This is a genomic window from Vibrio sp. AK197 (assembly GCF_053903115.1).
Genome location: NZ_CP096430.1, coordinates 800,113 through 822,367 on the forward strand (window position 1 = coordinate 800,113; position 22,255 = coordinate 822,367).

Here is a 22,255-nt window from a genome sequence, read left to right on the forward strand (position 1 = left end):
GCTATTTTTCAGGCTGACTATCTGGTGTGTGGAAGCTTAATAATAACTGAATGAGCCAATTGAGCTTGGGTTCGGTCGCTTTGAGTTTGTGCCAGTACAACTTGATTTGAAAGTCCGGAATCGGCATCGGCGGCGAAAGATAACGTAATGCGCATTTATCGCCTAAGCTTTGCGCATAGATAAGCGGTAAGGCTAGAAAATATTCGGTCCCTTTCAATAGGTATGGAGCACTAAGAACGCTGGGTAGAGCAATGGCCACTCGGCGTTTTTTATTGAGTTTGGCAAGCGTGCGATCAACAATTCCTTGCGATTCATTCCAAGGTGTCACCAAAACATGTGAATAGCTGAGGTAGTGGTCAAGATCTAATGTTTGTTGATTGCGCAAAATAGGGTGATTCTCATCCATTGCAATGCAGTAAGGCCCACGATAATACACCGCGTTATCTATTGAATTGGATTGTTCAATGTCATGGTCAAACCCTAGTGCAAGGTCAATCTCGCCAGACTCAAGTTGTTGTGACGGAATTCTGTGCTCTCCTTGAATCACGCGAATCTTAATATTGGGGTAGTGATTCGCTAAATACGTCGTCAATGTTGGCATCACCACCCAGGTGATGAAGTCGGTAGCGCAAATGACGAATTGATGCTCACCAACATCTGGATTAAAGCTGACGGAAGTTTGTAACCCGTCTTGAAGCAGGCTCATCGCAGGAAGTACGGATTGAGCCAAACGCTCTGCATTCTGTGTCGCTACCATATTCTGGTTCACGCGAATAAATAACTCATCATCAAGACGTTCACGGAGACGCGCTAAACTGTGGCTGCATGCCGACTGGCTGATGTTAAGCTGTTGCGCAGCCCTATTTACTGAGCGAGTGGTGTAAACGTAGTAAAAAACTTTGAGCAAATTCAGGTCGAGATTCTCAATTTTCATTATGAACCTTGTGCAGTTATCACGTGCAAATAATGCACTTAAATCATGTCGCTACTCCTTATATACTGCGAATCAACATGAAAACACAAGGGAAGTTAACGATGAATATCAGACCAGCAACGGCTGATGACGCTGGAACCATCTTCGGGTTTATCAAAGAATTGGCGGAATATGAACAAGCATTAGAATGTGTCGAAGCATCACAACAAGATATTATTGATAGTCTGTTTACTGAGCAAGCCACGGCGAAGGCTTTGATTTGCGAACACCATGGGCAAGCGATTGGCTACGCGGTGTACTTTTTCAACTATTCTACCTGGCTTGGGAAAAATGGTCTCTATTTGGAAGACCTTTATGTTACTCCTGCCCATCGTGGAGTGGGGGCGGGCAAAAGCCTCATGCAGTTTCTCGCTAAGCTCGCTGTTGAGCAACATTGTGGGCGTTTCGAGTGGTCGGTTTTGGATTGGAATCAGCCTGCAATTGATTTCTACCAGTATATTGGCGCCAAAGAGCAATCGGAGTGGCGAACTTACCGCTTAACGGGTGAGGCGTTATTCAAGTTTGCTGAGGGTTAGTGGAAATGTTGTGCCAAGTCTCTTATTGACGCCAGAGGCTTTGGTTTGTATGAGATTCATGGTTTCGCCATGAACCTCATCGAGGAAGGCATTACTTTTTGTGTTCATCAAGATAAGACTACACAAAACATTCCTTAAAACTGCTGCATTGACTGCAGTTGGGAGCCTTACATAAATAATCCCCCCCTCGTTCACACAACTGTTTATAGAAATAGCGTTTCCAGCGCATATTGTTGACGTTACCAGCGTGCAGGATGGGAAAATAGAAAGCAATCAATTTGCCGAGAGTAGGGCGTTCATTCAACCCTAAGCTTTGCCATAAGTGATAAGAACTCATACTGGCATTAGCCAGCACCCAAGCCACTTCCTTATACCATCGTAAATCGGTATCAGCATGTTCGATCAGTAGGTAGTACAAATCATCACGCTCCGCGCTCCGAGCTTCGATGAGATCAGCAAATAACTGCTGAGTTTGTTGGTGCAGCGCTTTTTGCTGCTCGCTCACTTCAAAAATACCCACATCGAGCATTTGATTTTTTAAGGTGTTGAATACCGCGTGGTCAAGCCCCATCGCCGGAGGTAGCGCGCTGCGTCCGGTGATAAAGCCGCCAATCAGCGCTTTCCAGATTTTTTGTTCACGATAGCGATAATCACTGATTTCAGTGACAGAGCAAAGTTGAGTTCCCATACTTCCTCCTTGAAGCTTGGTTGTTGAGCCGCGGGGTAAGATGACTTTATTTCCCCATGGCATGCTGGGCGCGAAGTGAATCAAAAAAAGGCCTCAGTGAGGCGATGGGCGCTAAGCTGCCTTTAGGATTCAGTGGCTTTCCTTGAAACAATATGGCTTCTTCAACGGGGCAAATGCTGGCACATTGCTTATCGTCATACAGCCCAACACAACCATTACAGCGTTTGCGGTGAATCGCGAATAATGGCCCTTCTTCCTCATCGACTCGCTTATAAATGGCTTTGTTAGGGCAGACACTGTGGCAAGCGTGGCAACCCGTACATAAATCGGTGATGGTCATATCCATATTTTTGCTCCTTGCTTATCCTGCTTGCTGATGAGTGGGGTCACTGGCTTGATTCATTTGTTCATCGGCAATGATGCCAAGCGCTTGTTCGACGTGCATATACGCCAAATCGACATTGGGTTTAACGCCATGTTCTTCGAGCGATTTCCAAGGGGTAATACCAATGCGCACACACAGTAATTCTGCACAGTCACTCAGCCCTTCAAACAGCGTTGTGCTTTCTTCATCATCACGGCATTCACTTTCACCGTGGCAATACTGCTTGGCTTGACGATGTTCAACAAAACGGATGTCATTACCTTCAATATCATAGATATCAAACCCTGTGGCGTGACCAAAATGGGTATCAATCACTTGGCTACCTTTAGTGGCGACAGCAACCCGATAAAGATTGTTATTCTCTGTGGATTTTGAACTGCAGCCGCCGCTGCCTGATTCGGTTAATGTCCCTACGGCATCAGCACGGCATTGTTGGCAATGGCTCATCTGCGGCATTGTCAGGGAGGATGCTGATCGTGCTGAGGCGATTTGCTCTTCATTGGGCCCTTTCACGTGGTTTAAACCATAAAAAGTGCCGTGCTCAGGTTCAGAAATCAGCGGCATGATGTTATGCAAAAACGCGCCGTGTTTTTTCAGCTCTTCGGACAGCGCCGAGATGTGGTGGTCATTGATACCCGGAATAAGTACCGTGTTGACCTTGACCAATAACCCAGCTTCACACGCGAGTTTTAAGCCCAGCAGTTGGCGCTTAAGCAAAATAAGCGCGGCTTCAAAACCGTAGTGGCGCTGGTGGTTGTAATAAATCCACGGATAAATACGTGCGCCAATATGCGGGTCGACAGCATTAATGGTGATGGTGAGGTGGTCCACGCCAATCTCTTTTAGTGCGTCGACGTAGTCGGCAAGCATCAAACCGTTGGTGGAGATACACAGCTTGATACTAGGGTCGGCCTTTTGAATTAAGCGTAATGTGGCAAAGGTTTGTTGGGGATTTGCCAGAGCATCTCCGGGACCGGCAATTCCAACAACGGTTAAATTGGGCATTCTTTGCTTAATGCTATGAAAACGTGCAAGACCTGCGATGGGTTCCAGAAGGTTGGAGACCACACCAGGACGGGACTCGTTACTGCAATCGAACTTACGGTTGCAGTAGTTGCACTGAATATTACACGCCGGCGCCACGGGTAGGTGAATACGAGCAAATTGTGAGGCATTCTTTGAATAGCAGGGATGATCTTCAATGCGTTTCTGAGTATCTCGACCAATAAAATGTTTGATTTTGTTATTTGGTTGAGTGGTTTCTATGTTCATAGGGCTTCCTTACCAAGTTACATCACTCCATAGAGGGGCTACTGCAAGCGCTGTGCCTCGAGGGTTTTTAATAAATAATCAATAAAAACAAAATATTAGTAATTTAAACCCGTGTGTTATTGGTACCAATCGAACGGAGTTGTCGTAAAGTGGACAAAGCGTGATGCATCACTGACAAAAGTGGCCTGTTTGATTGTCGGTGAAGGATAAAATCGACAAGCCATAAAAAAGCGGACGAAAATGCGCTGATTCTCGTCCGCGTTGGTTGATGAAAAGTATTAGAGCTGCTTGACCTCAATATTCATGGTTTGAATGCGATAGGCAATTTGTCTTGGTGTCATATTGAGTAGCCTAGCAGCTTTGGCTTTAACCCAGCCACTTTGCTCCAACGCCTCTATGACGCGAGCGCGTTCATCTTGGTCATCTTCAAGGTTTTTACCGCCGTAGCCGTTGCTGCGTAGCAGCGGATTTGGAGCAATGGGGGGCGGTGACATGTAATGGGGCTGTGGTTGCTCGGTCATAGGAGCGCCGCCGCCAAATTTAGGCACGCTAGAGAGTTGAATGAGCTGATCATCTATCACGCCATCAGCGCTCAAAATTGCGGCTCGTTCAATGGTGTTTTCCAGTTCGCGTACATTGCCTGGCCATGCGTAATTCATGATTTTATTGAGTGCGCTGTCTTTGAGTTCCAGAGTTCGGCTTTGCACCCCTGAGAGTTTCTCCAACATAAACTGAATCAGCTCTGGCACATCCTCCATCCGCTCACGAAGCGGCGGAACCACAATTGGCATTACGTTTAATCGATAATAAATATCTTCACGAAAATTACCGGCAATCACTTCGTTTTCTAGTGAGCGGTTCGTGGCTGCGATGATTCGAACATCGACCATGATCGGCTCGCTACCACCCACGCGGTCAAAGGTTTTTTCCTGTAATACCCTTAATAATTTGGCTTGAAACGCCGGGCTGGTTTCTCCGATTTCATCGAGAAAAATGGTGCCACCATTGGCGAGTTCAAACCGTCCTTTACGTTGGCTGACTGCGCCAGTAAAGGCGCCTTTTTCATGACCAAATAATTCCGATTCCAACAAATTATCCGGCAGAGCGGCGCAGTTTAATTTGATAAAAGGACGATTGGCGCGTGGTGAGTTGTAGTGAATCGCGTTAGCGATCACTTCTTTACCTGTGCCCGATTCGCCGCGGATTAAAATGGTTGAATCCCAGCGAGAGACTAATCGAATTTGATCGAAAATTTCTCGCATTGCTTTGGTATGACCAACCAGACATTGGAAGCCATAATCTTTACGGACTTTACGCCGCAAACCATCTCGTTCGTTGACCAGCTTTTTCTTCTCAGATTGAATGTTGTACGCCAGTTGAATATTGACGGTAATCAGATTGGCAATCATCTCTAAAAAATGGTGCAGGGAACGAACTTGGCTTTCAGAGTGTGTTTCCGGTTGCGCACATAAGGCGCCAATGACTTTCTTATCGACGCTTTTTAAAGGCACGCAGATAAAGGGTTTGTCGTAGTCGTAAATTTCCAGCTTGTCAGTGAAGCGAGCGTCACTGCCGAGATTCATGAGAACAATGGCATCACCTTGTTCAAACACGGCGCCGATAATGCCTTCGCCTTGCTTGTAGGAGATGCCTTTTCGTTTCCTCTCTTCAACGCCGGGTGCATGAAAGGATTCAACCAGCATGATGTCTCGCACAGGATCTTTTATGGTTAGCACTCCACCATGCAGGTGGCACTCTTCGTGAAGGATTTTGAGCGCCGCAGGAAACGTATGGCGATAATCCAAACTTTGATTTAAGTGGGTGCTTATTTTGTACAAAGTGGCAAGAAGGTTGCCTTCCTTGAGTTTGGTGTCCGTCGAACTGTACATTACTTCACCTCACTGATCATCGGTAAAGTTAGAGTGATTTTGGCACCGCCGAGTAACTCACTGTCACTGATGGCTATAACGCCATGGTGATCATTGACCACCTGCTGAACAATGGACATGCCCACGCCGCGGCAGCCGCTGTGCGTGGCGGATTTGGTGCTGTAAAACGGTTCAAAGATTTTGTTTTTGTCTTCTTCGGGAATGCCACGCCCGCTGTCTTCAATCACGATGGTGACTTCATCGGTGGTTGAATCGGTAGATAGGCGAATGGCACGTTCATTAGGATTCGCCTTCGCTATCTCATCAATCGCGTTATCAATCAGTTGGTTAATCGCCAGTAGCAGTCGCGAAGGGATGGCATTCAGTGAGTTAACGTTAGGCTGTAAATTTAAATCACAACCAATATAGGTTTTAAGCATGCGATCGGTTGAAATCGAGCAGGCGTCACGTACCACTTGGTTAATATTGGTGGTTTGATAGGGTTCATTTGCGCGCTCAGGAATGGCGTGTTGAATATACTGCAGGGCATCAAATCCTTGAGCGATGGCATCGCCCATCATATCAAGCCCGGTACATGCGTGATTACGGTTACGCAAAATACCGACAGCTGAATCAATCACGTTAAGGGGCACTTGCAATTGATGGATGGTTGCCATCAAAACTTCTTGCATGCTGTGGACGTGCTTACTTTCCGCCGTGAGGAGTTGAATGGTGCTAATCCGCCGCTCTTCAATAAAGCGTTTTTCTTTGGTGCGGTCGTTAATAACAACAATTGCATGTGCCGAACCATGGTCGGAAAAAAAGTGTTCAGTTTCGCCGTGGGATAGCGTGATCGGTTCTACCGCACACTCAAACCAGCGATATTCCCCTTTATCTCGACATTCGACTTCAAAGCGTGAGCGTTGAAAACTAAAGGCTGGCGCAGATTGTGGAATCGGCACGCCGTTTACGACCTTCACGGTTTTTTCCATTCGCTCGGAAGCGTTAAGCCTACCACGATGCATGCGTTTGGGAATGCTGTGGATTAAGGTTTCGCTGATGCTCTCAGTGAGTTGTGCCATAAGCGATTGATAAAGGCTACCTTCGCCAATTTGTTGCTTTAGGCCACTGTTTGAAAATACCACATCCAGTTTGTCATTGAGCATCAAAAACGACATGGGCGCCGCATTGAGGATGGTTTCAAAAATCGAGTTCTGATTGGATAATTGTTGATTGTCCGTGAACTGCTCGGTGACATCTTCATGGATAGCATAAAAGCCTAAATGCTCGCTGTTAGAGATAGGAAACACCGAGAGATCAGCGATATAGATGTCACCATTTTTCTTTCTATTGATTAAGTTACCGCGCCACTTTTTACCGCTCTTAATCGTTTCCCACAGGTTTTGATAGATTTCTGGAGGGGTACGTTTGTAGGACAGAATGGAGCAATTTTTCCCAAGTAGCTCGGATTCACTGTAGCCAGTCAGGCGTGTGAAGTTCTGATTCAAGGCGCGAATACAGCCTTGTTTGTCGGTTACCAGCAAGGCCGAAGGCATTTCTTCAATGATGTCGTTGAGTAGTGCCGGGTGTATCTCGGTTGCGAGCCGTTGAAATGCTGAATTTTCCATGAGAACTCCCTGTTTTCATTTACAAACTTAATCCGCTGGTTAATCACTAAGCAGAATTCGTTCCCATGTGCATAAAACCTTGTTTTATATATGGGATTATTCAAGGGTCTCTTGATCCAACGCAATTCTGAATGGCGATCACAGCGCAAATTGTCACCTTTGTGACAATTTGTCGCGTCCAACTGCGGTGAAATAGGCTCTAAAAACCATCGAATTGCGCTTAATGTCTTTATACGTGATGCATTTTGGGGCATTGGCACTCTTCATGCACCATCGCCTATCAATACACAAAAGGTGGTCAACACCTGTTTTGAATTGATGTGGAAGCATGGAGTAAAAGATTATGGATGATTGGGTTCTGTTGGTCAGTGCTGCGTTTGTGAATAACGTGGTGTTGGCTAAGTTTTTAGGGTTATGTCCGTTCATGGGAGTCTCGAAGAATCTCTCTAGTGCCCTCGGAATGGGGTTTGCGACCATGTTCGTGATCACCATCGCTGCCATCGCCTCTTGGCTTTTTGAGCACTGGGTGCTGCGTCCGTTAGATCTTCAAGTACTGCGTATTGTGTCCTTCATCGTCGTCATCGCTTCGGTGGTTCAAGTCACCGAACTCTACATTCAGAAAAATAGCCCAGCGCTGTATCAGGCCTTGGGGGTGTTTCTTCCATTGATCACGACCAACTGTGCGGTGCTGGGAGTGGCGTTACTCGTGGTGCAAGAAGATTACGGCTTTTTTCGTACCATCATGTTCGCCCTTGGGTCTTCGATTGGTTTCACTGTGGTGATCGTCGTGTTTGCGGGTTTGCGTAATCAACTCAAATTGAGCCGAGTTCCGGCGGCGCTTCAAGGAAACCCGATTGCGTTTATTACCGCTGGCTTGTTGTCGATGGCGTTTATGGGGTTTGCGGGGATGGCATAAAGCCACTCAGCTAGAGGAGATAACACAATGATTTTTATTATTTTTGTAGTACTTGGCTCGCTGATTGGTTTAGGGCTTGGTGTCGCATCAAGACGCTTTGCCGTCGAGGGCGATCCGTTAGTAGATGAAATTGAAGCGCTGTTGCCCGGAGGTCAATGCGGACAATGCGGTAAAGCCGGTTGTCGTCAAGCGGCGGAAGCGATGGTGAATGGAGAGATGGGCGTCGACGGCTGCCCACCAGCAAGTGGCGCATTTCGCAGTGCCGCCGCGAAGGTATTGGGCATCTCCATGAGCAGCGATGATCAAGACATCATCTGGTTAGCCAAAGTCGATGAAAGCCACTGCACTGGGTGCACACGCTGTTTTAAAGCGTGTCCTTACGACGCGATTGTGGGTGCTACCAAGCAAGTTCATACCGTGGTGAGTGATGTGTGCACAGGATGCAAATTGTGCGCTGACACGTGTCCTCAAGGTTGCATTGAAATGTATTCACCTCAGATGGTCGCGAACCGCTGGTTCTGGCCAAAACCAATTGAAGCGAGAGGGTAATTATTATGATGTCTGTGGATCCCAAAACGACGTTTTTTCGCCCTTTCCGTGGCGGCGTTCATCCTCGTTCTTATAAATCGCTAACCGCGAGACGTTCAAGTCAACGCAGCGTATTGATGCCAGAGAAGCTGTATTTTTCATTACAACTCCCAAATGGTGCGATGCTCAAGCCATTGGTGGCGGTGGGCGATGTCGTGACCAAAGGCCAAAAGATTGCCGAAGGCACCAGCCCGATGTTGGCACCGCTTCATAGTTCAGCCAATGGACAGGTAGTGGACATTACCTCCCACATTACCGCTCATCCGGGTAAGCTCAAAAGCCCAACCATTGTCGTTGCCACCAGTAATGATTTGAGTTGGAGCCGTGACTATCACTCTCGCTCTATTGCCTCACTCACCGCCGATGAGGTGATTAACGCAATCCTCGAAGCTGGAATTGTTGGGCTTGGTGGGGCGGGGTTTCCTACCGGAATGAAAGCCAAGTTTGCACGTCAAAGTCAGGTCGAAACGTTGGTAATTAATGGCGGTGAGTGTGAACCCTATTTAACGTGTGACGACCGGCTCATGCAGGAGCAAAGCGCACAAATTATTGCTGGTATTCGTTTATTGATGATCGCCACTGGCGCCAAACGCGCATTGGTTGGCATTGAAGACAATAAGCCGCTGAGTCTAGAAACTATGACGAATGCGGCGTCTGAAGATCCAGAGATTGAAGTGCATTCTGTTCCCTCTCTCTATCCGATGGGATCTGAGCGCCATTTGATTAAAGCACTGACCGGAGAGCAAGTCCCACTGGGTGGGCTGGCCAGTGATATCGGCATTTTGGTTAATAACGTGGCGACGGCGCATGCCATATATCAAGCTTTACGTTACGGACGACCTCTGGTCTCACGTTTGATCACGGTATCAGGCAAAGGCATCAGCCAGCCATGTAATGTGGAAGTACCACTTGGGACGCGTGTGCGTGATGTTATCGCGTTTTGCGGTGGTTTAACCATGGATTGTGAACGGCTAATTTTCGGTGGCCCGATGATGGGCCAAGTGGTGACCGATCTCGATATTCCGGTGGGTAAAACGGTTGGCGGGATTTTGGCTTTGACCTCGGAAGAAATTGGCGATTGCGATTCTAAAGAGTGTATTCGCTGTGGTCAGTGTGTGCGAGCCTGCCCCATGGGGCTAATGCCCTTTATGATCGCCGCTAATACTCGTGCTTCGGAATTTGAAAAAGCCGAAGAACTTGGTGTTAAGCACTGCTTGTCGTGCGGCGCATGCAGCTATATTTGCCCATCTCATTTGCCGCTTGTTCAGTATTTTCAGCATGCGAAAGGTGTTCTAAATCAACGCTCATCTGCGGTGCAACGCGCCGAACGAGCTAAACAGTTGGCAACGGCGAAAACCGCACGCTTAGAAGAGGAAGCTCGCGCTAAACAAGCGGCTAAAGAAGCGAAAGCAAAAGCCAAGGGCAAAGCGCGCGGTAGTCGCCGCAGTGCGCGTAAGGCCGAAACGGCCAAGGAAGGTGATGTATGATTAACTTTAAACCTGCTGCCGGGCCTTATGCCCATACCGAAAACTCGTCGACACGCATTATGTACCAAGTGGTGTTGGCACTGTTGCCCGCGACCATTTTTGGCGGCGTGCGGTTTGGGCCGTCTGCATTTGTTGTGGTACTGACGTGTGTGCTGGCGTGTGTTGGCTGTGAACTTGCCTGCCTATTGCTGCAAAAGCGTAAATTAAGTCACTGTTTGGATGGATCGGCGATTTTAACGGGTTTGATTTTAGCCATGAGTTTACCGCCCCAATTTCCGGTGTCATTGTCGATTATCGGCGCTGCGTTTGCGATTGTGGTTGGTAAACAAGCCTATGGGGGTTTAGGCCAAAACCTGTTTAACCCAGCGATGCTTGCTCGAGTCTTTCTGCTTATTTGCTTTCCTGTTGAGATGACGCAGTGGATTGCGCCGATTGTGGATGTCGAGAGTGTGCATCAATGGATGCAGTTTGATGGTGTTAGCGCGGCGACAGTTCTAAGTAAAACGCTAGACAGCGCACCAACCGTGGATCTGTTAACCGGACATCAAGCCGGGAGTATGGGAGAAACGAATGCCATTCTATTGCTGTTTGGCGGCTGTTATCTACTCTATCGTGGGATCATTACCTGGACTATCCCAGTCACTTTTATGCTGGGGATTCTCATTCCTGCATCCATTGCTTACCTTATTGATCCACAAAGTTTTCTTGCCCCTTACACTCATGTATTTAGCGGTGGGGCGATGCTGTGTGCGTTTTTTATTGCGACCGATTTGGTGACCTCACCGACAAGCAACAAAGGGCAAGCCATCTATGGCTTAGGTTGTGGTTGTCTGGTGTGGCTAATTCGCAGTGTTGGCAGTTATCCCGAAGGTGTCGCGTTTGCAATTCTGATCATGAATGCGGTGAGTCCATTGATTGATTACTACATTCAGCCAGTACTGTTCGGGCGCAAACAGGCACAAGCCTTAGGTAAGGAGAAATAGCATGCAGTGGTTCGAGACGTTAAAAGACAACCGTGACCAATTACCTTACCAAAGCTTGTTTTTGGGTGGGCTGTTTGGGGCGGTGACGCTGCTGCTGATTTTTGCGGCGCACTATACCGCACCAATCATCGATTTGGTTAACCTCAACGAACAAAAAGCGGCGGTTGCCGAAGTGTTGCCAAATGTGCACGTCAGTGCTGATTTGTTTGATCATGCCGAGTCGATAGAGGTCGACGGAGAGGAGTACCAATTTCTTACGGTAAACGACGAGCAGGGCAATATCGCTTATCAAGTGATTACCTCGCAAGTTGAAGGTTACAGCGGCGAAATTAAATTTATGTTGGGCGTTAGCAGTGACGGTGTCATTGAGCAAGTAAGAGTGCTGAGTCACAGTGAAACTCCTGGACTTGGCGACAAAATTGAAAAGATCAAAACCGATTGGATCACCAGTTTTCACGCTCACTCGCTTGAAAACACGCCGATTTGGGCGGTGCAAAAAGATGGCGGCGAGTTTGCGCAATTCAGTGGTGCCACCATTACTCCACGAGCGGTAGTGAAAGGGATTCATGCCGCGCTTCAGGCGCAACAAGTCTATTTGAAAAAACGTGCACCACAAACCGAGACAGGGAGGGAGTAATCATGGCGCAGCAAGATTCAACGTTTGATCTGATTCGCCGCGGCCTGTGGGATAACAACATTGTGCTTAGCCAATGTTTGGCGTTATGTCCGCTGCTTGCGGTGACCAATGGAGCCACCAACGGGCTTGGCCTCGGTCTTGCGACCACCGCGGTGATGGTGGTGTCCAACTTACTTTCATCATTGAGCAAATCTTACATTAGCCGAGCGATTCGTATTCCGGTCAATGTGCTGATCATCGCCAGCCTCGTCACCATGACAGACTTGATGCTCAATGCGTATTTGCATCCATTGCATAAGGTTCTGGGATTATTTATTCCGCTGATCGTGACCAACTGCGCCATTCTTGGCCGCGTCGAGTCATTTGCATCGAAAACCTCGCCGATTCCTGCGGTGATCGATGGCTTCTCTATGGGGGTTGGTTTTACTTGGGTTCTGGTGGTACTCGGTGGAGTTCGAGAAATTATTGGTACTGGGAAACTCTTCGACAACGCCAGTTTGTTACTAGGTGATGCGTTTCATTTTCTCGAAATTACCGTGATAGAGGATTATCGAGGTTTATTGATTGCCATTTTACCGCCCGGAGGGTTTTTAGTACTTGGGGCGATGTTGATGCTCAAGCAAAAAGGAAGCTTGTGGCTAAAAGCTCGCGAACAAATAAAACAACAGGCACAGATTCGTGGAGGCGCTCATGAAAGTTAGTGTGGTTTATGCGCTGCCCAAAGAACAAGTGTGGATGGATGTGATGACTGACGATAGCGCAACTGTGCTTTCTGCGATCACTCAATCCAACATCATTCGTCTATTCCCAGACATCGATTTAGAAAATCAAAAAGTTGGCGTGTTTGGCAAAGTATGTCGATTAGATACCCCGCTGAAAGAGGGCGATCGCGTAGAAATCTATCGCGCGATTACTTGGAAAGAAGACGATGACGATGAGGACGACGACGATTTGTAAGCTTTACGACAATATGCCATGAGCGTTGTCATTATTGTCGTAATTCATTGCTATTTATTCATTTATTTTCAATGGCTTGTAGTTGGTTTGTCTTTTGCATTTTAGTTTGAGTAGCCCTGTATTGTCAGGATTTATAGACAGTTTGTCGCAACATCAAGGAGTGAGATATGGCTCAAATAGGAATATTTTTTGGTACTGATACCGGAAGTACACGCAAAGTTGCCAAAATGATTCAGCAAAAATTAGGTGATGTGGCGGCTAAGCCACTGAATGTGAATCGTATTGAAGCATCAGCATTTGATGAATACGATAAGTTGATTCTTGGTACACCTACTCTTGGATCTGGTTTGTTACCCGGTATCGAAGCGGACTGTGAAATGGAAAGCTGGGCGGAGTTTGTCGAAGCGAATCCTGAACTCGATTTGGAAGGCAAAACCGTGGCTTTGTTTGGACTGGGCGATCAGGTCTCTTATCCCGACGAATTTGTGGATGGGCTTGGCGAGTTGTATGACTATGTCATTGAAGCTGGCGCGAACGTGATTGGTAGTTGGCCTACCGATGGTTATGAGTTTAATGAGTCTGGCGCGGTCGATGAAGACAAGTTTGTCGGTTTGGTCATTGATAAAGACAACCAAAGTAGCCTCAGTGAAGAACGCGTTGCGCATTGGGTTGAGCAAATCTCCTCACAATTTGGGCTGTAAGCTAAAGCTAGGTTTGTGGGCCAAAAAGCAGTTGATAATGGTGAATAACTCGTTGGCATAGAGTTTTTATAAGAACAGAGTATCGGTCACGGTGCATAGGGAAACCTCTGCACCGTGTTTTTTTGCAGCGCTTCTATGATTGACTCTAACATGGGTGAAGAGTCCGTTTTATCTCAATTTGTCCTAGTGTTTTTATGTTCAATTGGGTAGTTTTAGGTTTTTATCCAAAAATAGAAAACACAGTGCGGTACGGGTTAGAACAATACGATCATCATGGCTTTCTTAAAGCCCCGATTTGGTTATGGTTAGGCTGGTTATTTTTAGCCAAAGCATGGGTAGTGTTTGTGGTTGCAGGCGCAAGCCGCCAAAGCGGAAGTGATATTCTGGCGGTGGTTTATGCCGACCATCGGTTTTTATATTTCGGCCTGGCATTAGGGTTACCGAGCCTTATTCTGATGTGGCTGATTAACTTACGAAAACCTGATCGGTTGAAGCTCAACCGTTTTGTCGCAATGGGCCGCACCATTACCTTGTTTTCGATTGCGGCACAATGGATACAAACTAGCTACCAAGTCGTATTGACTCATGGCGCGTTTCATTGGTCAAACGCATTAACGCTGGTGATTTTGTCTTGGTTCGCGATGTATGTATATCGCAGTCGCACCGTTGCTGATAGTTTGCGTACACCTAAGTTTGCATAGAACAACGCACCTTGTGGCGAGATGTGTGTCGGTTGTGTCTGAATTGAACCGAGTGCTGATCGTCATCAAAACCAAATACTAAAAAGCCTCTACACTGGGCAGTCATATAATAAGAACCGAATGAGGGCACCACCATGTCTCAACCTCAAAGTGCAATTTTGCCTGAAGCAGGCCCGTTTGCACTGTACACATTATTAAAAGTTAAACAAAACGCAGCCAAAGTGCTTGCAGAGCTCCAAGCATTACCCACGCTGGTTGATACCACAAACAATCAGCAACCAGGAGCGCAACTCACGTTATCGGTGGCGTTCAGTCATGGATTCTGGCAGCAGCTGGAAACAGCGACGCCACCTGAATTAGTGGCCTTTACGCCATTGGGGGAAGGGCAAGCCAGCACACCAAGTACAGACGTCGATATACTGATTCATTGTCATTCCATTCGTCATGACTTGCTGTTTTATGTGTTACGTAAGTTTATGGAAGTGGTGGCGGAAGAGGTGACAATTGTCGATGAAACTTATGGCTTCCGTTATTTGGATGCCCGTGACATGACCGATTTTGTAGATGGGACCGAGAACCCCAAAGCGGAGGCGCGTCAAGAAGTCGCCATTGTACCTGAAGGCGAATTTGCTGGCGGCAGTTATGTGATGGTTCAGCGTTTTGTTCATAATTTACCTGCGTGGAACCGATTAAACGTTTCTGCCCAAGAGAAGGTGATTGGTCGGACTAAGCCTGATTCTGTCGAGCTAGATAATGTCCCGGCGGCGTCACATGTCGGCCGAGTCGATATTAAAGAAGAGGGCAAAGGGCTGAAAATTGTGCGCCACAGTCTGCCTTATGGTTCGGTAAGTGGTGAACATGGCCTGCTGTTTATTGCTTATTGCAACACGCTACACAACTTCTCTGTCATGTTAGACAGCATGTACGGCGTGACCGATGGCAAAACCGATCAACTTCTACGCTTCACGCAAGCGCAGACGGGCGCGTATTTCTTTGCGCCATCGGCTACCATGCTCAGTGAACTAACACTCAAAGCCTAACGGTTTGAGCCTCTCTCTTCAGAGCCGAGCGAAATGCTCGGCTTTTTTGTAGGTGCGTATTGATCAAAGAATGTGTTCACGTTGAATTTGGCCTAAAGAATTTGGTTCTGGTACCGATATAAATGCATTCGTTTAATTTGGAGCGACGGCAAGATGTCGATCACTGTTAATACCAATGTGCCAGCAATGACTGCCCAACGCCATCTTGGCAAGGCGACAGAATTGTTGAATCAATCTCTGGAGCGGTTGTCTTCAGGGAGCCGGATTAATAGTGCAAAAGACGATGCCGCGGGGCTACAAATATCAAACCGGCTTGAATCGCAAATGCGTGGTTTGGACGTAGCAGTGCGTAATGCCAATGATGGTATATCCATCATGCAGACCGCTGAAGGTGCGATGCAAGAAAGTACCCACATTTTGCAGCGCATGCGTGATTTGTCTCTGCAATCCGCTAACGGGTCAAACAGCGCAGCTGAACGCCAAGCATTGCAGGAAGAAATGGGCGCTTTGAACGATGAATTGAACAGAATTGCCGAAACGACCTCTTTTGGTGGGCGAAAACTGCTCAATGGTTCGTTTGGCAGTGCCTCATTTCAGATCGGGGCAAGTTCTGGTGAAGCGGTGCAACTGTCGTTGGCGAACCTGCGTTCCGATACCTTAGATATGGGCGGCTTTAGTTATGTAGCGGCTGGTAAAGCTGATGCCTCTTGGCAAGTTGGTCAGGGACAAAATAACCTCAATATCAGTTATACCGATGCGACGGGGCAGCAACAAACCATCCAAATCCAAGCAAAAGCCGGCGATGATATCGAAGAGTTGGCTACGTATATTAACGGTCAAACCGATAAAGTCTCAGCATCGGTTAATGATGATGGTCAATTGCAAATCTTTATGGCAGGTAAAGAGACCTCGGGAACATTATCGTTTTCAGGTGGATTAGCCAGTCAGCTGCAAATGAATCTCGCGGGCTACGAAGCGGTCGATGACCTCAATATTACCGATGTTGGCGGTGCTCAGCGTGCGGTGTCGGTTATTGATACTGCACTGCAATTTGTCGATAGCCACCGGGCGGATTTAGGGGCGATGCAAAATCGCTTTAGCCACGCCATCAATAACTTATCAAATGTAAACGAGAATCTTGCGGCGTCCAAGGGACGAATAAAAGATACCGATTACGCCAAAGAAACCACGCAGATGATCAAGCAACAGATTCTGCAACAGGTGAGCACCTCTATTCTTGCTCAAGCGAAACAGCAGCCAAACTTGGCACTGACTTTACTTGGCTAGAGCACAGAAAATCGTTATCGGCGTTGCTTCGCTGGACTTTAGCAAAAAAAAGTGATTTTTTGTGTTTTATTGATGCTTCATCACTATTTATTGGCGAAAGCGAGTTTTTTTAAGAAATTCGAAAAAAAATTCTAAAGGTTTAAAACCCGGCGCCGTTAAAAAAAGTAACTTTGAGAGAACTACTTGGTTTTCCGAGACGTCGGAAACCGGAAACATCGGAAAATCAATTGGAGAAATCACCATGGCAGTGAATGTAAATACAAACGTATCAGCAATGACAGCACAGCGTTACTTAAACAGCGCTAACAATGCACAACAAACTTCAATGGAACGTCTATCTTCAGGCTTCAAAATTAACAGCGCTAAAGATGACGCAGCGGGTCTACAAATTTCGAACCGCTTGAATGTGCAAAGCCGCGGTCTTGATGTTGCAGTACGAAACGCAAATGATGGTATCTCAATCGCTCAAACCGCTGAAGGTGCGATGAACGAAACCACCAATATTCTGCAACGTATGCGTGACCTATCGCTACAATCAGCGAACGGTTCAAACTCAAAATCAGAGCGTGTGGCAATTCAAGAAGAAGTAACCGCTCTAAACGATGAACTTAACCGTATTGCAGAAACTACATCATTCGGTGGTAACAAGCTACTTAACGGTACATTCGGTACTAAATCGTTCCAAATCGGTGCTGATAACGGTGAAGCGGTTATGCTATCACTTAGCGATATGCGCTCAGACAACGTCGGTATGGGTGGTAAAGCTTATCACGCAGCGGAAGGTAAAGATAAAGACTGGACTGTACAAGAAGGTTCTAACGACCTAACGGTAACCTTGACCGATAAACAAGGTGAAGAGCAAACCATCAATATTTCTGCTAAAGCAGGCGATGATATTGAAGAGTTGGCGACTTACATCAACGGTCAAACCGATATGGTTAAAGCGTCAGTTAACGAAGATGGTCAGCTACAAATGTTTGCTGCGGAGAGCAAAGTGACGGGTGATGTTGCGTTCTCTGGTGGTCTTGCAAGTGAACTGAGCTTTGGTCCTGCTCAAGACGTTACCGTCGATAACATCAATGTAACGACAGTGGGTGGCGCGCAAGAGTCTGTCGCGATTATCGACTCAGCACTGAAATATGTTGATAGTAACCGTGCAGAGCTAGGTGCTTTCCAAAACCGCTTCAACCACGCTATCAGCAACTTAGACAACATTAACGAAAACGTGAACGCTTCGAAGAGCCGTATCAAAGATACCGACTTCGCGAAAGAAACAACGGCACTAACCAAGTCGCAAATTCTTTCTCAAGCATCAAGTTCTGTTTTGGCTCAGGCGAAACAGGCGCCTCAAGCCGCATTGAGCTTGCTAGGTTAATCACGGATTCATCTCAAAAAATCCAGCTTCGGCTGGATTTTTTTTGCCTGCGATTTGGTGATTCCATCGAGGAAATAGACAAACGATATACTGTTAAATCGATCACATAATTTCGCTCTTGAATAAAAAAACAGCAATTATCGTGTTTTTTTTCTAAAGCTTCCGTTTAGGGGGCCGTTAAAGGATTGAGAGAAATGAGATGCGCTGAAGTGAGGTGAGAGACACGAAAGCGCATCACCCTTAAATGCCAAAGGAGATCGATATGGCAATTAACGTTAACACCAATGTGTCGGCGATGACCGCACAGCGCTATCTAAATGGTGCTGCTGATGGTATGCAAAAGTCGATGGAGCGTTTGTCTTCGGGTTATAAAATTAATAGCGCCAAAGACGATGCTGCAGGTCTACAAATATCCAACCGTTTAACGTCGCAAAGTAATGGTCTAAACATGGCTGTGAAAAACGCGAATGATGGTATCTCTATTGCACAAACTGCAGAAGGTGCAATGAACGAGACCACCAATATCCTTCAACGCATGCGTGACTTGTCACTGCAATCTTCTAATGGCTCAAACTCAAAGTCTGAACGAGTGGCGATCCAAGAAGAGGTAACCGCGTTGAATGATGAGTTGAATCGTATTGCAGAAACCACGTCGTTTGGTGGTAACAAATTGCTTAATGGTTCGTTTGGTAATAAGTCTTTCCAAATTGGCGCAAGTTCTGGTGAAGCCGTGATGCTCTCTATGGGCAACATGCGTTCAGATACCGCCGATATGGGCGGTCAGGCTTATGTGGCTGCTGAAGGAAAAGCACCGGATTGGTCTGTTTCTGAAGGCAGTACGGATTTCACCTTGAGCTACACTAATAAAGAAGGTGAACAGCAAGAGCTCACGATTAACGCGAAAGCAGGTGATGATATTGAGCAGCTTGCGACATACATCAATGGTCAAAGCTCTGACATCAAAGCATCGGTAGGGGAAGAAGGTAAATTGCAACTGTTTGCATCTTCTCAGCAGGTGGATGGTGAAGTTACGATTGGTGGTTCGCTAGGCTCTGAAATTGGCTTTGGTGCGGCGCAAGATGTGACAGTGGCGGATGTCGATGTGACTTCTGTCGCTGGCTCGCAAATGGCGGTTTCCGTCATTGATGGTGCGTTGAAAGCTGTGGATAGCCAACGGGCGGAACTGGGGGCATTCCAGAACCGTTTTGGTCATGCTATCAGCAACTTAGATAACATCAATGAGAACGTGAATGCATCACGTAGCCGAATCAAAGATACTGACTATGCAAAAGAAACGACGCAAATGACGAAGTCGCAAATTTTGCAACAAGCCAGTACCTCTGTTCTGGCGCAAGCGAAGCAATCACCATCGGCAGCTCTAAGCTTATTAGGTTAATCGATAGGTTCTTATTGAGCTTATTGGGACAAGCGATATTTATGTTGCAGACCTAAAAGGTGGAAGGGAGATTGTTATGGAACTACCGTCCTACACATCGAACGTCCAGCCTTACGGCTCACAAAGTGGCACTAAAATTGCTTCTAAATACGATAATGCCCAGAGTGTGTCTTCGCAAAATGAAGGAAATGCGTTAAGAGAGGTGGCTGAACAGGCAACCCAATCTGTAGACCAAGCGATCGAGCGTACACAAATGCGCGAGAGGTTAAACAGAGAGGAGCGCCAAAAACTGGTAGAGCAGATGAACGAATTTATTTCATCCATCAATACCGGGTTATCTTTTCGAGTCGACGAAGAGTCGGGGAGAGAAGTGGTCACCATCTACGAAGCGCAAACTGGCGATATTATTCGCCAGATACCGGATGAAGAGATGCTGGAAGTGTTACGACGCTTACGAGTTCAAACCGCCCGCTATTCATCAGGGTTGGTGAATGACAAAGTGTAAATCGTTGAAAGTTTGAGGTAATTTGAATGAGTCTAGGCCCTATAGGGATGAATTCTGGCATGGATATCAATTCCATGGTCAGCAAAATTGTTGAGGCAGAGCGGCTTCCAAAGCAGCAACGCATCAACAATGAGCAGACTAAAATTGATTCCAATATCAGTGCCTATGGGCGACTCAGGGAGTCGCTGGACACAATGAGAAATCTCATGACGAATTTTCGTCAGGAGAAAGCGTTTGCTGCTCGACGTGTTGAAACGAGCAATGACGGTGTTGTGTCCGCGACCGCAACAACGGAAGCGATCGCTGGTCGATATGCTATCGATGTGTTGCAGCTTGCTCAAAGTCATAAAGTGGCGTCCGACGTATTACCGGAGGACGCCAAATTTGGACCCGGAAAGCTGCAAATTTCTATGGGTGAACGCGATTTTACCGTCGATGTTCGCAACAATTCTCGTTTGATTGATATCGTGCGTGGTATCAACAACAGCAATTCAAACCCTGGCGTCCGAGCCTCTGTGATTAATGATATGCAGGGACCCCGGCTCATCGTTGCCGCCAACTTACCCGGTGAAGACAACCAAGTTGGTATTCGTGTTGATGCAGCAAAAGGCGATAACCTCAACCGTTTCGAATACAAAACCCTTGAGCAGCGAGTACGTGATTTAGAAAAAGCTCGTAATCAGGCTCAAGAGCTGTTGGCTCCGCTGTCACCAGAGGAGCAAAAAGTTGCCGATGAGATAGCCAACCGCAATGTTGAAGCGGCAAAATCTGCCGATCAACAACTGGCGAGCAGTGCTGAACAGGCTGCTTTGCAGACTGACCCGACAGCGGGCAGTGAAATGTCAGAGTCAGCATTGGCTGCGGCGGCGAAAGCAGGCACCGAAGCGAATCGCTATCTTAAGCCTGAAGAAAGAATTCCTGGCTGGACAGAAACCGCGTCAGGTACATTACTCGATTCATACCAAGAGCCAGAACCTGAACTCGACGAAAAAGCGTTAGAAAAATCGCAGCAAGTACCAGGATGGACCAATACCGCCTCTGGGACACTCACAGATTCTTATGTCACGCCTCAAGAAGCGCAACAAGCGTTAGAAGTTCAACTTGAAGCGGAGCGTGATGCGATCAACCGTGCAATTAAGGCTGGAGATTTAACCGAGGAAGAGGCAAAACAAGCGGTAAGAGCTCAACTTCCTGAAGAGCAGCGGGCTTATCTAGAGCGTGTGGATAAAGCCAAGCAAGACCTCGATTCAGCCCAAGACGCCTTTGATGCCTACCAAGGTATGATTCAGGTTCAAGCTGGGCAAAACTCGGAAGTGTTGCTGGATGGCATTGCTAAACTATCGAGCAATAATAATGTCATCGAAGATGCTATAGAAGGGGTAAATTTAACCCTGAAAGGCAAAACCGATCCGAATCAGCCTGCATCAGAAATTGATGTCGAATACGATCGTGAAGGAGTACGCCAAGATATTGAGCAATTTGTCGCGTCTTATAACCAATTCCACCAAGTAGCGAAAGAGTTAGGCGGTGTTGATCCGCGTACTGGCGCTGCTGGGCCTTTGGCGGGAGACAGCGTTGTTCGTAGCGCCGAATCACGTTTAAAAACGGTGCTTTCAACCTCAATTGACACAGCGCCGCCGGACCTTAAAAGTTTGACTGAATTTGGGATTACCACGACTCGACGTGGTGACCTCGAAATCAACTACAATATGTTGAATAAGCAGCTCAACAATAACTTTACCAAGATGGCCGACTTCTTTGGTGGGAACCAAGGTTTTGCCAAACAGGTGGAGGATGCGATTCAGAGCATGACTGGAGTAACAGGCTCGATTCGAACCCGCGAACGTAGCATGGTGGAACGTAACCACCGCTTACAGGATGAGCAGGCGAATTTAGACCGTCGTATGGAGTCGATAGAGCAGCGGACACACGCCAAATTCTCGGCGATGCAAGATGCGACCAGTAAAATGCAGTCGCAACTTGCGGGGATGATGAATGCCCTTGGATAAAGAATTTGAGCAGAAGTTGGTTCAATTAGGTGATCTTGATCACGATTTAATGAACTATCTTATGAGTAAAGACGTTAATACTGAAGAAATCGTCGTACTCGTCGATACAAGGGAACAGTTATTGCAATCATTGTTCAATATGGTTGAGCAGTCTCCAGACTATGCGAAGCATCCAAAATGGCATGCAGCAGTTCAAGAGACGCAGCGTATTGTTGAACTGATGCAATCCAAGACCGAAGAATTGAGCTTGGCGTTACAAAAGTATCGCTATGGTAAAAAGTCGGTTCAGCAGTACAAAAAGTTTTTATAGGAAAGAGGATAAT

The 22,255-nt window shown here is 47.0% G+C and carries 23 protein-coding genes; 17 read left to right on the plus strand and 6 right to left on the minus strand.

Annotation, left to right across the window (positions count from 1 at the left end; genetic code table 11):
- Window position 1: 1 nt before the first annotated feature.
- Entirely contained in the window at window positions 2-934 is a 933-nt protein-coding gene (locus M1D72_RS10955; protein ID WP_456296895.1) for a LysR family transcriptional regulator, read from the minus strand.
- 101 nt (window positions 935-1,035) lie between these two features.
- Here M1D72_RS10955 and M1D72_RS10960 point away from each other — a divergent pair, with 101 nt between their 5' ends.
- Window positions 1,036-1,509 (plus strand): N-acetyltransferase family protein, encoded by a 474-nt coding sequence (locus M1D72_RS10960; RefSeq protein WP_456296896.1) that lies wholly within the window; start codon window positions 1,036-1,038, stop codon window positions 1,507-1,509.
- A gap of 118 nt (window positions 1,510-1,627) precedes the next feature.
- Here the strand turns inward: M1D72_RS10960 and M1D72_RS10965 are convergent, their stop codons facing one another.
- The 5 genes from M1D72_RS10965 to nifL all read right to left on the minus strand — a co-directional run bounded on the left by M1D72_RS10965 (window position 1,628) and on the right by nifL (window position 7,350).
- Window positions 1,628-2,197: a nitrogen fixation protein NifQ gene (locus M1D72_RS10965; protein ID WP_456296897.1), complete on the minus strand. Its 570-nt coding sequence runs from the start codon at window positions 2,195-2,197 to the stop codon at window positions 1,628-1,630.
- 46 nt (window positions 2,198-2,243) lie between these two features.
- Entirely contained in the window at window positions 2,244-2,543 is a 300-nt protein-coding gene (locus M1D72_RS10970) for a 4Fe-4S binding protein (protein WP_456296898.1), read from the minus strand.
- Window positions 2,544-2,558: 15 nt separating this feature from the next.
- Window positions 2,559-3,854: a nitrogenase cofactor biosynthesis protein NifB gene (nifB, locus tag M1D72_RS10975; protein ID WP_456296899.1), complete on the minus strand. Its 1,296-nt coding sequence runs from the start codon at window positions 3,852-3,854 to the stop codon at window positions 2,559-2,561.
- 278 nt (window positions 3,855-4,132) lie between these two features.
- Entirely contained in the window at window positions 4,133-5,743 is a 1,611-nt protein-coding gene (gene nifA, locus M1D72_RS10980) for a nif-specific transcriptional activator NifA (protein ID WP_456296900.1), read from the minus strand.
- Window positions 5,743-7,350, minus strand: coding sequence for a nitrogen fixation negative regulator NifL (gene nifL / locus M1D72_RS10985; RefSeq protein WP_390191045.1), 1,608 nt, complete (start codon window positions 7,348-7,350; stop codon window positions 5,743-5,745). Before nifL ends, nifA begins: the two co-directional genes overlap by 1 nt.
- A 340-nt stretch (window positions 7,351-7,690) precedes the next feature.
- Here nifL and rsxA point away from each other — a divergent pair, with 340 nt between their 5' ends.
- The 16 genes from rsxA to M1D72_RS11065 all read left to right on the plus strand — a co-directional run bounded on the left by rsxA (window position 7,691) and on the right by M1D72_RS11065 (window position 22,242).
- On the plus strand, window positions 7,691-8,266 hold the full coding sequence (rsxA, locus tag M1D72_RS10990) for an electron transport complex subunit RsxA (protein WP_390191897.1): 576 nt from the start codon (window positions 7,691-7,693) through the stop codon (window positions 8,264-8,266).
- A 27-nt stretch (window positions 8,267-8,293) separates the two neighbouring features.
- On the plus strand, window positions 8,294-8,815 hold the full coding sequence (locus tag M1D72_RS10995; protein WP_390191043.1) for an RnfABCDGE type electron transport complex subunit B: 522 nt from the start codon (window positions 8,294-8,296) through the stop codon (window positions 8,813-8,815).
- Window positions 8,816-8,820: 5 nt separating this feature from the next.
- Entirely contained in the window at window positions 8,821-10,341 is a 1,521-nt protein-coding gene (gene rsxC, locus M1D72_RS11000; protein WP_390191041.1) for an electron transport complex subunit RsxC, read from the plus strand.
- A complete protein-coding gene (locus M1D72_RS11005) occupies window positions 10,338-11,324 on the plus strand; it encodes an RnfABCDGE type electron transport complex subunit D (protein ID WP_456296901.1) in 987 nt (328 codons plus the stop codon). Before rsxC ends, M1D72_RS11005 begins: the two co-directional genes overlap by 4 nt.
- A gap of 1 nt (window position 11,325) precedes the next feature.
- Complete coding sequence (locus M1D72_RS11010) at window positions 11,326-11,961, plus strand: RnfABCDGE type electron transport complex subunit G (RefSeq protein ID WP_390191037.1); 636 nt, start codon at window positions 11,326-11,328, stop codon at window positions 11,959-11,961.
- Between the two features lie 2 nt (window positions 11,962-11,963).
- On the plus strand, window positions 11,964-12,662 hold the full coding sequence (locus tag M1D72_RS11015; RefSeq protein WP_456296902.1) for an electron transport complex subunit E: 699 nt from the start codon (window positions 11,964-11,966) through the stop codon (window positions 12,660-12,662).
- Window positions 12,652-12,918, plus strand: a complete 267-nt coding sequence (locus M1D72_RS11020) for an RnfH family protein (protein WP_390191033.1) — start codon at window positions 12,652-12,654, stop codon at window positions 12,916-12,918. Before M1D72_RS11015 ends, M1D72_RS11020 begins: the two co-directional genes overlap by 11 nt.
- Before the next feature lie 167 nt (window positions 12,919-13,085).
- Window positions 13,086-13,619 carry a flavodoxin gene (locus tag M1D72_RS11025; protein ID WP_390191032.1) on the plus strand — a complete coding sequence of 178 codons (534 nt, stop codon included), beginning with the start codon at window positions 13,086-13,088 and terminating at the stop codon, window positions 13,617-13,619.
- 242 nt (window positions 13,620-13,861) lie between these two features.
- A complete protein-coding gene (locus M1D72_RS11030) occupies window positions 13,862-14,320 on the plus strand; it encodes a DUF2919 domain-containing protein (protein WP_456297385.1) in 459 nt (152 codons plus the stop codon).
- A gap of 134 nt (window positions 14,321-14,454) precedes the next feature.
- Entirely contained in the window at window positions 14,455-15,360 is a 906-nt protein-coding gene (locus M1D72_RS11035; protein ID WP_390191030.1) for a Dyp-type peroxidase, read from the plus strand.
- Window positions 15,361-15,513: 153 nt separating this feature from the next.
- Window positions 15,514-16,647 carry a flagellin gene (locus tag M1D72_RS11040; protein ID WP_390191029.1) on the plus strand — a complete coding sequence of 378 codons (1,134 nt, stop codon included), beginning with the start codon at window positions 15,514-15,516 and terminating at the stop codon, window positions 16,645-16,647.
- A gap of 241 nt (window positions 16,648-16,888) precedes the next feature.
- Window positions 16,889-18,022, plus strand: a complete 1,134-nt coding sequence (locus M1D72_RS11045; RefSeq protein ID WP_390191027.1) for a flagellin — start codon at window positions 16,889-16,891, stop codon at window positions 18,020-18,022.
- Between the two features lie 262 nt (window positions 18,023-18,284).
- Window positions 18,285-19,418, plus strand: coding sequence for a flagellin (locus M1D72_RS11050; protein WP_456296903.1), 1,134 nt, complete (start codon window positions 18,285-18,287; stop codon window positions 19,416-19,418).
- 76 nt (window positions 19,419-19,494) lie between these two features.
- On the plus strand, window positions 19,495-19,923 hold the full coding sequence (gene flaG, locus M1D72_RS11055; protein WP_390191021.1) for a flagellar protein FlaG: 429 nt from the start codon (window positions 19,495-19,497) through the stop codon (window positions 19,921-19,923).
- 26 nt (window positions 19,924-19,949) lie between these two features.
- Window positions 19,950-21,932, plus strand: a complete 1,983-nt coding sequence (gene fliD, locus M1D72_RS11060) for a flagellar filament capping protein FliD (protein ID WP_456296904.1) — start codon at window positions 19,950-19,952, stop codon at window positions 21,930-21,932.
- Window positions 21,919-22,242, plus strand: a complete 324-nt coding sequence (locus tag M1D72_RS11065) for a flagellar protein FliT (RefSeq protein WP_456296905.1) — start codon at window positions 21,919-21,921, stop codon at window positions 22,240-22,242. The genes fliD and M1D72_RS11065 overlap by 14 nt, the downstream gene beginning before the upstream one ends.
- The last annotated feature ends 13 nt before the right edge of the window (window positions 22,243-22,255 follow it).

Excerpts from the sequence above, each read along its gene's own strand:
- M1D72_RS10955 (WP_456296895.1), bottom strand. The coding sequence starts at position 934 with ATGAAAATTGAGAATCTCGACCTGAATTTGCTCAAAGTTTTTTACTAC.
- M1D72_RS10960 (WP_456296896.1), top strand. The coding sequence starts at position 1,036 with ATGAATATCAGACCAGCAACGGCTGATGACGCTGGAACCATCTTCGGG.
- M1D72_RS10965 (WP_456296897.1), bottom strand. The coding sequence starts at position 2,197 with ATGGGAACTCAACTTTGCTCTGTCACTGAAATCAGTGATTATCGCTAT.
- M1D72_RS10970 (WP_456296898.1), bottom strand. The coding sequence starts at position 2,543 with ATGGATATGACCATCACCGATTTATGTACGGGTTGCCACGCTTGCCAC.
- nifB (WP_456296899.1), bottom strand. The coding sequence starts at position 3,854 with ATGAACATAGAAACCACTCAACCAAATAACAAAATCAAACATTTTATT.
- nifA (WP_456296900.1), bottom strand. The coding sequence starts at position 5,743 with ATGTACAGTTCGACGGACACCAAACTCAAGGAAGGCAACCTTCTTGCC.
- nifL (WP_390191045.1), bottom strand. The coding sequence starts at position 7,350 with ATGGAAAATTCAGCATTTCAACGGCTCGCAACCGAGATACACCCGGCA.
- M1D72_RS10995 (WP_390191043.1), top strand. The coding sequence starts at position 8,294 with ATGATTTTTATTATTTTTGTAGTACTTGGCTCGCTGATTGGTTTAGGG.
- rsxC (WP_390191041.1), top strand. The coding sequence starts at position 8,821 with ATGATGTCTGTGGATCCCAAAACGACGTTTTTTCGCCCTTTCCGTGGC.
- M1D72_RS11005 (WP_456296901.1), top strand. The coding sequence starts at position 10,338 with ATGATTAACTTTAAACCTGCTGCCGGGCCTTATGCCCATACCGAAAAC.
- M1D72_RS11010 (WP_390191037.1), top strand. The coding sequence starts at position 11,326 with ATGCAGTGGTTCGAGACGTTAAAAGACAACCGTGACCAATTACCTTAC.
- M1D72_RS11015 (WP_456296902.1), top strand. The coding sequence starts at position 11,964 with ATGGCGCAGCAAGATTCAACGTTTGATCTGATTCGCCGCGGCCTGTGG.
- M1D72_RS11020 (WP_390191033.1), top strand. The coding sequence starts at position 12,652 with ATGAAAGTTAGTGTGGTTTATGCGCTGCCCAAAGAACAAGTGTGGATG.
- M1D72_RS11025 (WP_390191032.1), top strand. The coding sequence starts at position 13,086 with ATGGCTCAAATAGGAATATTTTTTGGTACTGATACCGGAAGTACACGC.
- M1D72_RS11035 (WP_390191030.1), top strand. The coding sequence starts at position 14,455 with ATGTCTCAACCTCAAAGTGCAATTTTGCCTGAAGCAGGCCCGTTTGCA.
- M1D72_RS11040 (WP_390191029.1), top strand. The coding sequence starts at position 15,514 with ATGTCGATCACTGTTAATACCAATGTGCCAGCAATGACTGCCCAACGC.
- M1D72_RS11045 (WP_390191027.1), top strand. The coding sequence starts at position 16,889 with ATGGCAGTGAATGTAAATACAAACGTATCAGCAATGACAGCACAGCGT.
- M1D72_RS11050 (WP_456296903.1), top strand. The coding sequence starts at position 18,285 with ATGGCAATTAACGTTAACACCAATGTGTCGGCGATGACCGCACAGCGC.
- flaG (WP_390191021.1), top strand. The coding sequence starts at position 19,495 with ATGGAACTACCGTCCTACACATCGAACGTCCAGCCTTACGGCTCACAA.
- fliD (WP_456296904.1), top strand. The coding sequence starts at position 19,950 with ATGAGTCTAGGCCCTATAGGGATGAATTCTGGCATGGATATCAATTCC.
- M1D72_RS11065 (WP_456296905.1), top strand. The coding sequence starts at position 21,919 with ATGCCCTTGGATAAAGAATTTGAGCAGAAGTTGGTTCAATTAGGTGAT.